The sequence below is a fragment of the Moritella sp. 36 genome, from assembly GCF_018219415.1.
Classification (GTDB): domain Bacteria; phylum Pseudomonadota; class Gammaproteobacteria; order Enterobacterales; family Moritellaceae; genus Moritella.
The window spans coordinates 4,270,064-4,283,465 of sequence record NZ_CP056120.1 but is presented as its reverse complement, the minus strand read 5'-3'; the positions used below and the strand labels follow the sequence as shown (position 1 = coordinate 4,283,465).

Genomic DNA, 13,402 nt, shown 5'->3' with positions numbered 1-13,402 from the left:
AACTACTCTAGAAATTTATACCAACTCTTTCTCTGCCTTTATCATTATGACGTTTTCACCATGTTCTTGAAGGAAACGCTTAAACCCTTCGAGCAACTCTCTTGGATGACTAAACTGGCAGTAAGTGACTGGATAATCTTGATCTAACTCTTTTAAAAGTGGGCTTTTGATTGGCGCTCCTCGCCAGACTGCAAAAAAGACGGGTTTAGGATGGATGGAGCTTAAATTATAAGAAAGTTCATAAGCATCACTATCATTAGATGATGTGTGGATATAAAGCAACGCATCAACAACCGATAATAAACGTAACCGGTAATGACGATAATTTGCTGGTGTGAAAATGATCCCTGTTTGTCGCTGAAAAGCTTGCTGGTAATCACCTTGTTCTGCATCTAGATTGAAAGGAAGGAATTCAAGACCGTCGATGTTATGTTGTAAAAAGGTAATAACATTATCTAAAATCTTCAAGTGGTCTTTATGAATATCCCCCACATCTTGTTTGACTAATAGTTTCATTTTGATTCCCTTTCCTGACGATCGTTAAAATCGGTTGTTAGGAATACTGTTATACGCGGAACTATTAGAAATATTAATCAAGAGCTTGAGATATTTTAGCCTAGATTCTAGATTAGTGAAAAAGCATTGAAAATTAAAACCTAGGCTCATGTATTCGAGTCGTTTATTCCATAGGGTAGAGTTTGTCAAGTGCGATAGATAACCCATTTTCAGTGACAATACGCACATGATCTCGACGTAATTTCCTTGGTTCATTAACACCACATGAATGGGCGATTAGACCAATACCGTAATGAATGTATTTGTTATAGTTTGCAACCCGCTGTGCTTTATCTTGAACGTCTAATCCTTCTTGCAGTTTTGGGTTGTGAGTAGTGATACCCGTTGGGCAAGTATCCTTATTACATTGCAATGCTTGAATGCAACCTAGCGCGAACATGTTTCCACGTGCAGATACAATAAAATCGGCGCCGACGGCTAATGCCCAAGCGACTTTTGATGGGGTAATGAGTTTTCCTGATGCGATGACTTTAATTTTCCCTTGTAAATTGTACTTTTCCAACATATTAACAAGTAAAGGTAAGCTTTCTTTTAGAGGCAGACCCACATAATCCATTAATGGTTGTGGTGCAGCCCCTGTGCCCCCATCGGCACTGTCTAACGTCATAAAATCGGGTGCAGATTCGGGACCGCGTTTTATTATTTCTGTTAATATATCCGTTATCCATTGAGTATGACCCAATACAAATTTAAATCCGACAGGTTTACCTGTTACTTGGCGAATACGGGCGACCATATCAAGTATATCACCAACATTTTTTATTTCTGGATGAGCATTTGGACTGATGGAGTCTTCACCGACGGGAATACCTCGGGCTTTGGCTATTTCTGCTGTGACCTTTTTACCGGGTAATATGCCTCCCTTGCCTGGTTTAGCCCCTTGGCTTAGTTTTATTTCAAACATTTTGACTTGTTCTATTTCGGCAATTGATTTCAGTTTTTCATCACTTAAATGACCATGTTCATCTCGCACGCCATATTTTGCTGTGCCTATTTGATAAACGAGATCGGCACCGCCGGCAAGATGATGAACTGATAGGCCGCCTTCCCCCGTATTTAACCAGCAACCCGCTTCTTTTGCACCATAAGACAATGCTAATACAGCAGGTTTTGAAATGGCTCCATAACTCATGGCTGAAATATTAAAGACAGAATTTGTTACGTACGGATGTGGGCAATCGGGACCCAAGGTAATAGTTTGGGGAGCTATCGCATCTTTGGTTAAGGTTGGAAAGGCACAATTCATGAACATGATGGTACCGACTTGATCTAGGTTACGTGTTGAGCCAAATGCGAGGGTGCGGTCAACGTTTTTTGCCGCGCGGTAAACCCAAGATCGTTCAGCTCGGTTGAAAGGCATTTCTTCACGATCTTGTGCAAAGAAATATTGGCGGAAGAACTCCCCTTGTTTTTCAAATAGATATCTAAATCGTCCGATGACAGGATAGTTATGGCGAATAGCTTGCTTGGTTTGTCTTTTATCTACTATATACATGTAGATAACACTAATTATTCCTCCAAAGAGGAGTAAAATGAATAGCCCTGTCATAATATCGAGGCCGTACAGTAGCATATCAATTTGTGATTTAAATTCCGGTTGCATAGGTGATACCTTTATTGAACTCTATCCTTAAGTTAAGAATACAATAAAGGGCGCTGCACAACTAATCATAATTCCATAATTCCATAATGACTTTATGGAGGGTAATGCACTATTTTGTAACGATATCTTTGGCTATTTTTTGTAGTAGGTAGGTCTCTCGCTCAATTGACAGGCCAGCTCTAGGGTGACTCGCTATAACGTCAAGGTTATGCGCAATTGCGTCGTGGATATTGATCCATAGTGCGCTAACGCCATTCTTGATTTCATTTTCTTCTAAGCGTGGCGTGCCTAATTCTTTATTGGCATTACAAGTAAAGCAATAGGATAGCATTTGGATACTATCAAAGCCGTCTTTATACCAAGGGCGAAGTTCTTCGTAACTACCGTAAGGTACAACGTTGTGAATATTTTCGGCACCTGTTTCTTCTTGCACTTCTCGAATTAAACCGGTGATGATGTCTTCATCGTCATGCAATCCACCACCCGGTAAACTGTAATCATGGTAGCGGGCAGTGAAGATCAGTAAGATCTCTTCACCTTGAGTAATAATGCCACGCGTTGCGATCCGTTGGTCAGTATTTTTAGGCGTGGTTACATCTGGATGGATAGTAGAACGAAGGATGGGCATTTGGTTGATCATTATAAATGGCTCTTATGATTGATTAACTTGTAGTTAAGATAGGTTATTTTTACCGTTCTTAGCTGTATCACTGTAATGCGTTTTTCGAATTTTGTATGCCAGCGTAATACTGTATGTCATCACGTATTGGAACTCGAATTAGCCATATAGTAGCATATTCGTAAAGAAGACTCTGCAAAGGGTTTACTTGTTTTTGTATCTAGATGAATTAGCCAACGGTGATACGAAGTCAAACTGAGACCATTTTTGCTCTATTTTATGTTTAGCTAAAAAAGATGAAATAATCAGAATTTTAATTTCTTGTCTTGATAACTAAATTATTTATGTGCCTAGCGTAATTAAACTTGATAGTCTAGTGTGTAATGCTGTACTATTACGCCATTACGGTTCAGGTGCGATGATTTTATAGTATGATCAATGAATTACTTTTAGATATATCAAATAAGGGCGATATTTCACTCGTCCTGCCATTGTTGTTTTCACCGGAAGAATTAAATGCTGTCAATGCCCGTGCTTTAGTTTATAAAGAACTTTTGCTAGGTGAGCGGTCACAGCGCGAAATAGCGAAAATACACAATATTAGTATTGCCACTATTACTCGAGGTTCAAATAATTTGAAATCAATGAGTAGTATTGAAAAAGAATTATTACAAACATTATTAATTAGGAAGTAGGTATATGTCTGAAGTAATGACCGTCAGTCAAGACGAAAAACCATCCTCGCTGGGTGGCGTATTCATTATTACGGGTACCAGTATTGGTGCCGGTATGTTTTCGCTACCCGTATTAACATCAAGTATGTGGTTTGGCTGGGCTGTATTATTTTTGTGTGTATCTTGGTACTGCATGTATAGTTCAGCACTTTACTTACTTGAAGCGAACCAAAAATTTAAACATGGTGTTAATTTTGATTCAATGACAAAGGCCTTGTTGCCGACATCATTACGTATATTGAATGGTTTGTCAGTGATGTTTGTGAGCTATATCTTAGTATATGCCTATATTTCGGGTGGAGGCTCGATGTTGGGGCACAGCTTACAATCGGGTTTAGGTATTGAACTTGATCAATCTGTCGCTAGTTTTGCTTTTGCAGTCCTGCTTGGGTTGATTGTGAGCTTTAGTACCAAAGCTGTTGATCGTTTTACTTCTGCAATGTTAGGTGGGATGGTGATCACTTTTAGTATCGCTATTTTCAGCTTGCTTAGTGGTGCAAACTTTTCTTTATTACAGCCACTTGCCGAGATGACAGAACGCTTACCTTATAGTTGGGCTGCAATACCGTCATTAATGGTGTGTTTTGGTTTTCATTCTAATATTCCAAGTCTGGTTAAATATTATAAAAAAGACAGCGGGAAAGTCGTTAATTCTATCCGTTACGGAAGTTTGTTAGCACTGACTATATATATCATCTGGCTGCTTGCGAGTTTTACTGTGATTGGTCGTGATGGATTTGCTTCTGTTATTGCTGAAGGTGGCAATATGGGTGCACTCGTTTCTGCGTTAGAGTCTAAGGGATCGGGTGTTACGTTAGCAATTACGTTACAGTTATTTGCCAATTTTGCTGTAGCAACATCATTTTTGGGCGTGGCATTAGGTTTATTTGATTTTCTTACTGATTTATTGAAACTCGATGATACCTTGTCTGGTCGTAGTAAAACGGCTTTAGTCACATTTGTACCGCCAATGATAGGCGGTGTGCTATTTCCAAATGGTTTTATTTACGCCATTGGTTATGCGGGGTTCGCTGCGGCTATATTTGCTTTGTTTACACCTGTTGCTCTTGCTTTTCAGGCGCGTAAGCATTTACCAACCACTGATTTTTTGGTTACTGGTGGTTATACACGTATGGTTGTGGTGATGATATTTGCCGTTTGCGTGGTTATCTTCCAAGTCTTGTCGATGATGGGGATGCTAGCGTAAGTACGTCAATTGATAGTATGACCGCCGTTAGTGATGAGTAGATTACTAACGGTGAGTTAGCTGATCATAAGTGAATTTAAATGTGATTAGATTTAAGTTTTTGAAATTAATCTCTATTTGTATTATTTAGTGCTTTGTTTTGGCGCTTTTTTGCGATATAGCACTATTTTGAAACAATAATGATATTAGTTTTGAATTAATTCTATTTTATTCAGTATAATAAGATATATTTTGATTATGTGATATAAACATGAATTATACTTTTTCTCGCACGGCCATTATTTTTACTTTTGTCTTCTCTTTATCGGGCTGTTTTGATATTGCTGACACGCCAAAATTAAACTCTTCATGGGAAGCAACTGGCTCAACATCAATTAAGAGCGAGCAATTCGGTTTCGTTAATGACTCTACAAGCACATGTCCTACCTTTTTAACGAATAGCAACTCCGATATTGAGCAGGCTTCATTGCCTACTGAATTTAGTATTGTTGATTGGAATATTTATAAACAACAGGGTGATAACTGGCGTTCAGAGCTAACAAGCTTAATTGAAAAAAATGATTTGATCGTTTTACAAGAAGCTAAATTAAGTTTTTTATTGCATCAATTAATGCAGCAATATGGGTTAAGCTGGACACAAGTTGAAGCTTTTAGTATTTATAAGCAGTCGATGGGTGTATTAACGGCAAGTAAAATCGAGCCGATATCAGCGTGTAAACAAACACTAGCCGAACCTTTGATTCGCTTTCCTAAATCGTCACTGATTAGCTATTATTCTTGGGCGGGCAGTGATGAACCTCTGCTTGTTGCTAATATGCATATGATCAACTTTACATTGGGTGTTGATGAATTTAATCAGCAACTAGAAAGCGTGATTTCTGTTATTCGTCAGCATCAGGGTCCTGTGATCATGGCTGGGGATTTTAATACTTGGACGAACAAGCGTTTGAGTAGGTTGCTTGAGGTGACGGCAAGTGTTGAGTTACAGCAATTGGTTTATAAAAATGATGTGCGTGAAACTGTATTTGGTCATTCTCTCGATGATATTTATTTTAGAGGGTTACAACAATTGAGTGCCTCATCTTATGAAACAACAGCCTCCGATCATAATCCGATTGTTGCGCGTTTTGGTCCTTTGTTTTAGTTATGATTAATGAAATGAGTTTTATGGATAAATTTAAACAGCAGTATCCCATTATTGTCGATGACATTGTACGCTGGGGTGACATGGATGCCTTTGGGCACGTTAATAATACCGTGTATTTCCGTTATTTTGAACAAGCGCGGATTGGTTATTTTGATCAAATTAAGGCAATGGAATACATGCAGGCGCATGGTATTGGTCCAATTTTAGCCGCGACGAACTGCCGCTTTAAAGCGCCACTAAAATCCCCTGATACTATTCAAATTGGCGCTACAGTTTCAGAATTTGCTGAACATAAATTTATCATGAAGTATGCGGTGTGGAGTAATACGTTACAACGTGTTGTTGCAGAAGGTGAAGGGGTCATTGTTTTTGTGGATTATCGTGAGCATAAAAAAATGCCCGTACCAGCAGATATAGTAGATAAAATAAAACAGTTACAACCAGCATTATTTACGGTGTAGCGATGGCGGGATAAAGCAGGCTAGGTTATAGCCTGCGAATAATCTTATACTTAAAGCGCGCTATTTGCCGCTTGTTCGTTTAAGAATAGACAACCAAGTGTGAATGCATTCTGTTGGAATTTTTTCAGGCCTGTTTCAGAAAATTCTACAAAGATCGGGTGATCTTGTTGTAGTTGCTTATAGTACGTTTGTGAAATCATGCTCACTTCTACGCTATTTACAAGTTGGATCGCTGCTTCTGCTTTAAAGCTTGTAGAACTACCACTAAATTTACCTTTAGTAAGACGTTCTTTGATCACCACGTGTTCAATTTTATAATCTTGCATTAGTTGGGCAAATTCTTTATGAAACTGACGTATTTGATACGCTTCAGTTGAACTTGCTAAGGTCATTTTTCTTTTACGGCATTCAATAAGTTCAAACATTCCATCTTTTAAAGAAAGGAAACATAGATTTACTTCATTGCCTGCTAGTTCAACACTACAAATTTTCATTAAATAACTCACCATAAATAAAGATAACTTCGCTATTATAACCACTTTATTGTCAGTTAACATGGTTATCGTTGTTTCGTTGTGAATTTATACGATGACCTATCCCCTAAAAACAACTTATTGTAAGGAAACATAATGACATATTTACCTTGTGTTGAAATTGAACCTAATCTATCGGCAAATGCGAGTGTTATTTGGTTACATGGACTTGGCGCTAACGGTCATGATTTTGCCCCAGTAGTCCCTATGATCGCATTACCCGTCGAACATCAAGTGCGCTATGTTTTTCCGCACGCACCAGACATTAAGGTAACCATTAATAATGGTTACAAAATGCCAGCATGGTATGACATCTTAGAAATGACACTTGAGCGGAAAATTGATATGTCAGGTCTCATGATAAGTGTGGAACAAGTACAGCATTTGATCCAACGAGAGATTGACCGAGGTATTGATAGCGCGCGTATTATTGTTGCTGGTTTTTCCCAAGGTGGTGCAGTAGCATATCAAAGTGCCCTCACATTTCCGCAGCCATTGGCTGGATTAATGGTGATGTCGAGTTACTTTGCAACGTATAAAACGATTGAGCTACACAAGAATAACCTTACATTACCAATTCATGTCTACCATGGTAGTGCTGATCCTGTTGTTGCTGAGTCTCTGGGATTAGACGCCGTAAAATATTTAGAAGCCTTAGGTTATGAGCCTCGATATAGCCGCTACCCTGCAGAGCATACAGTTACACCACAACAAATAAATGACATATCACAGCATATAACGCAGTTTTTATCGATAAATTAGGAGGTTACCTCGTATTAAACCGGGGTTTTATGTAATGCGTTTCAATCGATAATCGTCTTTTATTTTGTAATTAAGATCACAAGGATCCAAGTTGTGCTCTCATTTATGACGATTACACCTATGCTTAATAGTTCCTAGTATCAATAGTAAGATTTAACAATGCGCCAGAATAAAAAAGGTACTGTAAATAATGATGTTGTTAACAATAATGTATTGATTGATAACTTTGTGGCTATTAATGACATCAATAATCCTGATATTGAATCTCAAAAAGAGATTGATCGTGATGCTGCTGAAATTACGCTAGCGACAAAAATGAATTTTGCTCGACAGATTTGGTTAGCTGGGTTAGGGGCATACAGTAATAGCATTGATGGGCTCAATATAGCGGGTGAAAAATCTTCAATGTTTTTTGAAGAGTTACTACGCCAGGGTGAGAAGGTTGATAACGCATTTAAGTTACATACCACAGCAGAGCATATTTCGCTACATGGCTTAGAAAAGCTAATCCAACGGACTTATGCAAAATTAACCGGTATTGAAAGTGATAAAATTAACCAATTAAACGATAAGTTGGATGCGTTACTGGCGGAATTCACAGATAAAAAGTAAACCACTTCGCTTTTTTTGTAAGTGGTTTATGTATGCGTTTACTGCTAAACGGTAATATCGTTAATCTTCGGCGAGTAAGTTGCCAAGATATTCGCTGGCATTTGCTCTAATCGGCATAAAATAGACATTATCATTTTTGGCTTGCACCTTTTTGATCATTGCTCGGCCAAAGTTAATATTCCATTCTTTCGTTGCTTCGAAGTCGCTTGGAAAGACCACGTCATTTTTGTTTTCCCAGTAGGACTTACTTGTTTCGCTGTGAATTGGACTCATCCCCCAAAAAACTTCCGTACCCTGTAGCATATCCATGTATACATCGAGAAATTTTAAATCAAAAAATGGTTGCGTGAAGAAACCGTCAACACCAGCATCAATTTTATCGTGGATATAATCGAGCTCTTTACGCATACTGGTTCGATATTGATCGATTGCAGCGTACACTTTCATATATGGCAGTTCTTTTTTGATAATACGAATGAGTTCACATGATGTATTACGATAGGTACGATGTGAAATATCCTGTGGTGGATCGCCTTCGACGACAAGTACAGAATTGATCTTACTATGACGGAAAAAATCGGTTAATGGGAAGCCACTTCTCAAATCAAAATCGATAGCTCGAAGGTGAGGGATCACTTCATCAAACTTATCTTGTAGATGATCACAGGCATCCCAGCTACGAACATCAAAGCGAAGTAAGTCTGGAATATTTAGCGTATTTATTTGACTAAATTGGCTTACTTCTTCGACTTCAGTGTTTAAAGTTTCCCATGTACGGGGTACAAGCTCTATTGAGTATTTCAAATTACATCCCTATTTGTTATCAACAGTCCTCGTTGATAATCCTTTTAATACCTAAACTCGATTCCGCGTGTTTAGGTTTTTACAATCATTGATATAATTTGTATTACTATACCTTATTTATTTGCGGCTAACTGCTGTAACCAAGCAATTTCATTAGCCCAAATAGTATCATCTATTGTTTCCAATACCATAGGTATACCATTAAAGCGCGCATCCTGCATGATAAATTTAAAGGCATCTTCACCAATAAAACCTTGGCCTAAGCTGTGATGGCGATCAACTTTCGTTCCTAGCGCTACTTTGCTGTCATTAATGTGCATACCAGCGAGGTATTCAAAGCCGACAATATTTGAAAAATCGTTAAAGGTTTTTTCACAAGCGTCAAAGGTACGTAAGTCATATCCCGCGACAAAGGTGTGGCAGGTATCAATGCAAACACCCACACGACTCTTGTCTTCAACTTGTTCGATTATCTCGGCAAGGTGCTCAAAGCGATAACCTAAGTTTGTTCCTTGGCCTGCGGTATTTTCAATGACCGCTTTGACAGACGTTGATTTTTCAAGGGCGAAATTAATTGATTCTGCCACGCGTTTTAAACTTTCCGATTCCGATATTTTTTTTAAGTGACTACCAGGATGAAAGTTAAGTAAGGTTAAACCTAGCTGTTCGCAACGGTGCATTTCATCATAAAAGGCATTACGCGATTTTTCTAATGCCTCAGCTTCTGGGTGCCCAAGGTTAATCAAGTAAGAATCGTGAGGTAAAATTTGTGCCGAGGTAAAATTGTATCGTTTGCAATTGGCTTTAAATTTACGAATATCATCAGGACTCAGTGCTTTTGCATCCCAACGACGTTGGTTCTTGGTAAATAGAGCAAATGCAGTTGCACCTAAATCGTGGGCATTTTTAGGGGCATTCCACACACCGCCAGCTGCAGATACATGCGCACCAATAAATTTAGTCATTTTTTGCTCCATTAATTTCGGGATTCATCGTTTTTAATCAATTTAATGACAAAACAGTTTTAATGAAGGCTTTTTACGATAAAATTAGGTTTTTGGCAATGCTAATTTTTGGGATCTATTAATGAAAACTTGGTCAGAATTTTTGTTGCACGAACAGCAGCAAGCATATTATTTAGAGTTACAAAATTTTATCTCGACTGAAAGAGCTGCAGGGAAAACCATCTATCCCAAAGAAGCCGATATATTCCAAGCTTTTTCATTAACCCCTTTAAGTGATGTAAAAGTTGTTATATTGGGGCAGGACCCTTACCACGGTCCAGAGCAAGCACATGGATTATGTTTTTCGGTATTACCGGGCATTAAGATCCCACCATCATTACGTAATATGTATAAAGAATTAACGACTGATCTCGACGACTTTAATACACCTGATCATGGTTATCTCGTTGAGTGGGCACAACAAGGTATTTTAATGTTAAATACAGTGCTAACCGTTGAGCAAGCGAAAGCACATTCACATGCCAAATCAGGTTGGGAGACGTTTACTGATCATGTGGTTGAATTGTTAAACCAGCAAGACGAAGAGATCATTTTTGTACTATGGGGCAATCATGCTAAGAAGAAAGGTCGTCATATTGATCGCAGCCGACATTATGTTTTAGAAGGTGTACACCCATCGCCACTGTCTGCAAGTCGTGGTTTCTTTGGCTGTCAGCACTTTTCTTCTATCAATGCTCGTTTACTGGCGCGCCATCAACAATCGATTAATTGGCAAGTCAGTGACATTGATAGCTTAGTATAACTAAATAGGTAAACAGTGAACTCGATCAAAGAAACTAATACTATGTGGGTATACCGTAAAGGGAGGTAATTTTCATATTGGAGTTTGTATGCTATCTCTCATTATTAAAGATCATAAACAAGTCGAGCAACTGTTAAATGTATTAACTGAGCAGTTAGCTGAACTCGAGTCTGAGCTGCAAGGTGTTAATTTTACACTGATGGGTGATATCGTTAATTATTTACGTAATTACATTGAGCGATACCATCACCCAAAAGAAGATCTTATTTACTCGTACTATCTTGAGCATTATGTTGAAGATGCAGCTATGCCGAATCGATTAGCGAGTGAACATCAAAGCTTAAAGTTCCTTAGCCGCGAATTATCAAGTTCATTAAATATGATTCAGCTTGATTCTGTCATGCCGTTTGATGAACTTGCGGCCCAATTAAAAGAGTTTGTTAACAAGCAGCGTGCACATATTCAATATGAAACGAATGTCGTGATGCCACTCATGGCTGAGAAATTTACACCTGATGATTGGTGTCATATTGAACATTTGTGGAAAAATGGTTCTTTACAGGAAGTTCAAACTTTTGCTGAGTTTAATGATACGTATAACCAATTAAAACAGCAGATCGTTCAGGCTGGATTTACTTGTGAAGCAGAAGAAGACCTTTGTTTAGTATAAATAGCTAACTCACTTCGCATTAAATACAGACCATTAAGTCGAACTGTGGCTATTTATTAATTTGAATGGCCATTTTCAAAATTCCAAATCCCATAAGATTTTAACTTCTTGCATTAATGCACTTATGACTGGCTCACGAGCTCTATTTTTAGCAACAACAAAATAGAGTGTTGTTGGAAAGTCTAATACAGATATTATTCGAACTTGTTTGTTTTTTTCTGCCATCTGAGCTTCTTCTATTTCTAGAAAACTCAGCCCTAGACCACTCTTTACTAGTTCTAATCGAGAGGTTTCATCACTCGTTTTTATAGTAGAGAGGATATTATTTCCAAGTTTATTTTTTAGAAAATCATCAAAAGGACAATAGTCTCCCATCATTATCCATTGGTGAATACGAAGGTCCGCTTGAGTCATTATTTTACTACAATCAAACGAAAGTGGTGCGATTGTAGTTATCTTTTTCTTCATAACTGCTACGCCGATAAAGTCATCGGGAATAGCACCAAAAATATAACCACCATCTAAACGATGCTCTCTAATATCATTAATAGTTATGCCGGTTGATTGCTGATGAATATCCAAGCTGATACCTGGGCAGTTTTCTTGTAGGTTTTTTACTAATTCAGAAAGTCTTATTTGCTTGGCTGTTAAGTTAATACCTAAGTGAAATGTCCCAATTATCTCATGTTGATTATTAGCAGCTAAATTCACTAAGTCTAAAGCGCAATCTAGTGTTAGATATGCTTTTTTTAATAATAATTGACCTTTATCTGTTAAAGACATGCCTTTATTAGAGCGAATAAATAAAGGCGTGGCTAGTTCTTCCTCAAGCGATTTAATGTGAGCACTTATAGCTGGTGGCGTCGTATATAGACGCTTTGCTGCTTGAGTTAAATTGCCTATTTCAGCTACCGCGACAAAAGAGCGTAAATGATAAAATTCCAAGGTTAATTCCCTTTAATAAGTCCAACAAGGTTTAGCGAGTATAAAGTAGATTTTATACTCGCTAAATTATTTCACTATTCATTTTTGTTGAACGCAGACTTCAGTAATCATGAATTTTAGATTTTATTAAATCGCGATAAATTAGATCTATTGAAGACTAGCGTTCGATGCAGTCTAGAATCATTAATTATATAAGGAGCACTTATGCCTAGCAATACAAATACATTTTCTTATCAAGCCGAGCAATCTCAAAAAACGCATGACTTTTTTGCTACCAAACTTGCTTGCGAAACTGATTGTTCAGATGTTTACGCGGACATTAAAGCTGATAATAAAAACTATATATTATTAGATGTACGTTCTACAGAAGCATTTAATAAAAGCCATGCAATAACCGCAGAAAGCATGCCTCACAGCGACATAAATCATGAGTCATTCGCGAAGTACGATGAAGATACCTTATTTGTAGTCTATTGCTGGGGGCCTGGTTGTAATGGCGCATCTAGAGCGGCTTTAAAAATTTCAGCTTTAGGGTTTGTAGTAAAAGAAATGATTGGTGGTATTCATTATTGGGAGGATTTTGAACGATACCCTGTTAATCGTCGATTGGCCGAGGTTCAGAGGTAATATTTAATCATGTAGAGGAACCAGATAAAAAACCGCATTAAATGCGGTTTTTTTATTTAAGCAATAAGATCAGAGAAATAACTTAAAGGATCGTTATAACCATCCATTTCCTTTTCTAAACTTAGCTTATCTTTTATCGCTTCAATCTCACGCCATTTCCGTTTTGAAGACGATTTTTTTTCTTTTTTTGTATTTTCTATCGACACTTGATTTATTCCTTCCATGGGATCACCTTTGTAATGATAGTTACCCTTTCTCTATAACATTTTTTTCGTACCCTTAGTCATATTTCACTCCGCATTTGAGTGCCAGATCACGTAAAAAGGCCTAAAATG

17 protein-coding genes are annotated in these 13,402 nt (G+C 37.8%); 9 read left to right on the top strand and 8 right to left on the bottom strand.

Annotation, left to right across the window (positions count from 1 at the left end):
• Positions 1 to 15: 15 nt before the first annotated feature.
• From HWV03_RS18950 to HWV03_RS18940, 3 genes are all read right to left on the bottom strand, one after another.
• Positions 16 to 516 (bottom strand): hypothetical protein, encoded by a 501-nt coding sequence (locus HWV03_RS18950; protein WP_211677382.1) that lies wholly within the window; start codon positions 514 to 516, stop codon positions 16 to 18.
• Between the two features lie 163 nt (positions 517 to 679).
• Positions 680 to 2,179, bottom strand: coding sequence for an FMN-binding glutamate synthase family protein (locus HWV03_RS18945; protein ID WP_211677380.1), 1,500 nt, complete (start codon positions 2,177 to 2,179; stop codon positions 680 to 682).
• Between the two features lie 109 nt (positions 2,180 to 2,288).
• On the bottom strand, positions 2,289 to 2,819 hold the full coding sequence (locus HWV03_RS18940) for an NUDIX hydrolase (RefSeq protein WP_211677379.1): 531 nt from the start codon (positions 2,817 to 2,819) through the stop codon (positions 2,289 to 2,291).
• Between the two features lie 410 nt (positions 2,820 to 3,229).
• Here HWV03_RS18940 and HWV03_RS18935 point away from each other — a divergent pair, with 410 nt between their 5' ends.
• From HWV03_RS18935 to HWV03_RS18920, 4 genes are all read left to right on the top strand, one after another.
• Positions 3,230 to 3,493: a Trp family transcriptional regulator gene (locus tag HWV03_RS18935; RefSeq protein WP_211677377.1), complete on the top strand. Its 264-nt coding sequence runs from the start codon at positions 3,230 to 3,232 to the stop codon at positions 3,491 to 3,493.
• 4 nt (positions 3,494 to 3,497) lie between these two features.
• On the top strand, positions 3,498 to 4,739 hold the full coding sequence (locus tag HWV03_RS18930) for an aromatic amino acid transport family protein (RefSeq protein ID WP_211677375.1): 1,242 nt from the start codon (positions 3,498 to 3,500) through the stop codon (positions 4,737 to 4,739).
• Between the two features lie 250 nt (positions 4,740 to 4,989).
• A complete protein-coding gene (locus HWV03_RS18925; RefSeq protein ID WP_211677373.1) occupies positions 4,990 to 5,883 on the top strand; it encodes an endonuclease/exonuclease/phosphatase family protein in 894 nt (297 codons plus the stop codon).
• 23 nt (positions 5,884 to 5,906) lie between these two features.
• Complete coding sequence (locus HWV03_RS18920; protein WP_211677371.1) at positions 5,907 to 6,347, top strand: acyl-CoA thioesterase; 441 nt, start codon at positions 5,907 to 5,909, stop codon at positions 6,345 to 6,347.
• A gap of 50 nt (positions 6,348 to 6,397) precedes the next feature.
• On the opposite strand, the gene HWV03_RS18915 is transcribed toward HWV03_RS18920, so the two are convergent.
• Positions 6,398 to 6,841 (bottom strand): DUF3010 family protein, encoded by a 444-nt coding sequence (locus HWV03_RS18915; RefSeq protein ID WP_255546921.1) that lies wholly within the window; start codon positions 6,839 to 6,841, stop codon positions 6,398 to 6,400.
• 135 nt (positions 6,842 to 6,976) lie between these two features.
• Here HWV03_RS18915 and HWV03_RS18910 point away from each other — a divergent pair, with 135 nt between their 5' ends.
• Positions 6,977 to 7,642: an alpha/beta hydrolase gene (locus HWV03_RS18910; RefSeq protein WP_211677367.1), complete on the top strand. Its 666-nt coding sequence runs from the start codon at positions 6,977 to 6,979 to the stop codon at positions 7,640 to 7,642.
• A gap of 159 nt (positions 7,643 to 7,801) precedes the next feature.
• Positions 7,802 to 8,254, top strand: coding sequence for a phasin family protein (locus HWV03_RS18905; protein WP_211677366.1), 453 nt, complete (start codon positions 7,802 to 7,804; stop codon positions 8,252 to 8,254).
• A gap of 60 nt (positions 8,255 to 8,314) precedes the next feature.
• On the opposite strand, the gene HWV03_RS18900 is transcribed toward HWV03_RS18905, so the two are convergent.
• Together HWV03_RS18900 and nfo are read right to left on the bottom strand one after the other, a co-directional pair.
• Positions 8,315 to 9,058, bottom strand: coding sequence for a methylenetetrahydrofolate reductase (locus HWV03_RS18900; protein ID WP_211677364.1), 744 nt, complete (start codon positions 9,056 to 9,058; stop codon positions 8,315 to 8,317).
• 113 nt (positions 9,059 to 9,171) lie between these two features.
• Positions 9,172 to 10,023 (bottom strand): deoxyribonuclease IV, encoded by an 852-nt coding sequence (gene nfo, locus HWV03_RS18895; protein ID WP_211677362.1) that lies wholly within the window; start codon positions 10,021 to 10,023, stop codon positions 9,172 to 9,174.
• A gap of 121 nt (positions 10,024 to 10,144) precedes the next feature.
• On the opposite strand from nfo, the gene ung reads away from it, so the two are divergent.
• Complete coding sequence (gene ung, locus HWV03_RS18890) at positions 10,145 to 10,825, top strand: uracil-DNA glycosylase (RefSeq protein ID WP_211677360.1); 681 nt, start codon at positions 10,145 to 10,147, stop codon at positions 10,823 to 10,825.
• An 88-nt stretch (positions 10,826 to 10,913) separates the two neighbouring features.
• A complete protein-coding gene (locus HWV03_RS18885) occupies positions 10,914 to 11,495 on the top strand; it encodes a hemerythrin domain-containing protein (protein ID WP_211677358.1) in 582 nt (193 codons plus the stop codon).
• A gap of 75 nt (positions 11,496 to 11,570) precedes the next feature.
• On the opposite strand, the gene HWV03_RS18880 is transcribed toward HWV03_RS18885, so the two are convergent.
• Positions 11,571 to 12,440, bottom strand: coding sequence for a LysR family transcriptional regulator (locus tag HWV03_RS18880; RefSeq protein ID WP_211677356.1), 870 nt, complete (start codon positions 12,438 to 12,440; stop codon positions 11,571 to 11,573).
• 204 nt (positions 12,441 to 12,644) lie between these two features.
• Between HWV03_RS18880 and HWV03_RS18875 the strand changes: the two genes are divergently transcribed.
• Entirely contained in the window at positions 12,645 to 13,067 is a 423-nt protein-coding gene (locus HWV03_RS18875; protein WP_211677355.1) for a rhodanese-like domain-containing protein, read from the top strand.
• Positions 13,068 to 13,123: 56 nt separating this feature from the next.
• Here the strand turns inward: HWV03_RS18875 and HWV03_RS18870 are convergent, their stop codons facing one another.
• A complete protein-coding gene (locus HWV03_RS18870) occupies positions 13,124 to 13,291 on the bottom strand; it encodes a DUF3545 family protein (protein ID WP_211677353.1) in 168 nt (55 codons plus the stop codon).
• Positions 13,292 to 13,402 lie beyond the last annotated feature (111 nt).

Coding starts and splice junctions, on each gene's coding strand:
- HWV03_RS18950 (WP_211677382.1), bottom strand. CDS start 516: ATGAAACTATTAGTCAAACAAGATGTGGGGGATATTCATAAAGACCAC.
- HWV03_RS18945 (WP_211677380.1), bottom strand. CDS start 2,179: ATGCAACCGGAATTTAAATCACAAATTGATATGCTACTGTACGGCCTC.
- HWV03_RS18940 (WP_211677379.1), bottom strand. CDS start 2,819: ATGATCAACCAAATGCCCATCCTTCGTTCTACTATCCATCCAGATGTA.
- HWV03_RS18935 (WP_211677377.1), top strand. CDS start 3,230: ATGATCAATGAATTACTTTTAGATATATCAAATAAGGGCGATATTTCA.
- HWV03_RS18930 (WP_211677375.1), top strand. CDS start 3,498: ATGTCTGAAGTAATGACCGTCAGTCAAGACGAAAAACCATCCTCGCTG.
- HWV03_RS18925 (WP_211677373.1), top strand. CDS start 4,990: ATGAATTATACTTTTTCTCGCACGGCCATTATTTTTACTTTTGTCTTC.
- HWV03_RS18920 (WP_211677371.1), top strand. CDS start 5,907: ATGGATAAATTTAAACAGCAGTATCCCATTATTGTCGATGACATTGTA.
- HWV03_RS18915 (WP_255546921.1), bottom strand. CDS start 6,841: ATGAAAATTTGTAGTGTTGAACTAGCAGGCAATGAAGTAAATCTATGT.
- HWV03_RS18910 (WP_211677367.1), top strand. CDS start 6,977: ATGACATATTTACCTTGTGTTGAAATTGAACCTAATCTATCGGCAAAT.
- HWV03_RS18905 (WP_211677366.1), top strand. CDS start 7,802: ATGCGCCAGAATAAAAAAGGTACTGTAAATAATGATGTTGTTAACAAT.
- nfo (WP_211677362.1), bottom strand. CDS start 10,023: ATGACTAAATTTATTGGTGCGCATGTATCTGCAGCTGGCGGTGTGTGG.
- ung (WP_211677360.1), top strand. CDS start 10,145: ATGAAAACTTGGTCAGAATTTTTGTTGCACGAACAGCAGCAAGCATAT.
- HWV03_RS18885 (WP_211677358.1), top strand. CDS start 10,914: ATGCTATCTCTCATTATTAAAGATCATAAACAAGTCGAGCAACTGTTA.
- HWV03_RS18875 (WP_211677355.1), top strand. CDS start 12,645: ATGCCTAGCAATACAAATACATTTTCTTATCAAGCCGAGCAATCTCAA.
- HWV03_RS18870 (WP_211677353.1), bottom strand. CDS start 13,291: ATGGAAGGAATAAATCAAGTGTCGATAGAAAATACAAAAAAAGAAAAA.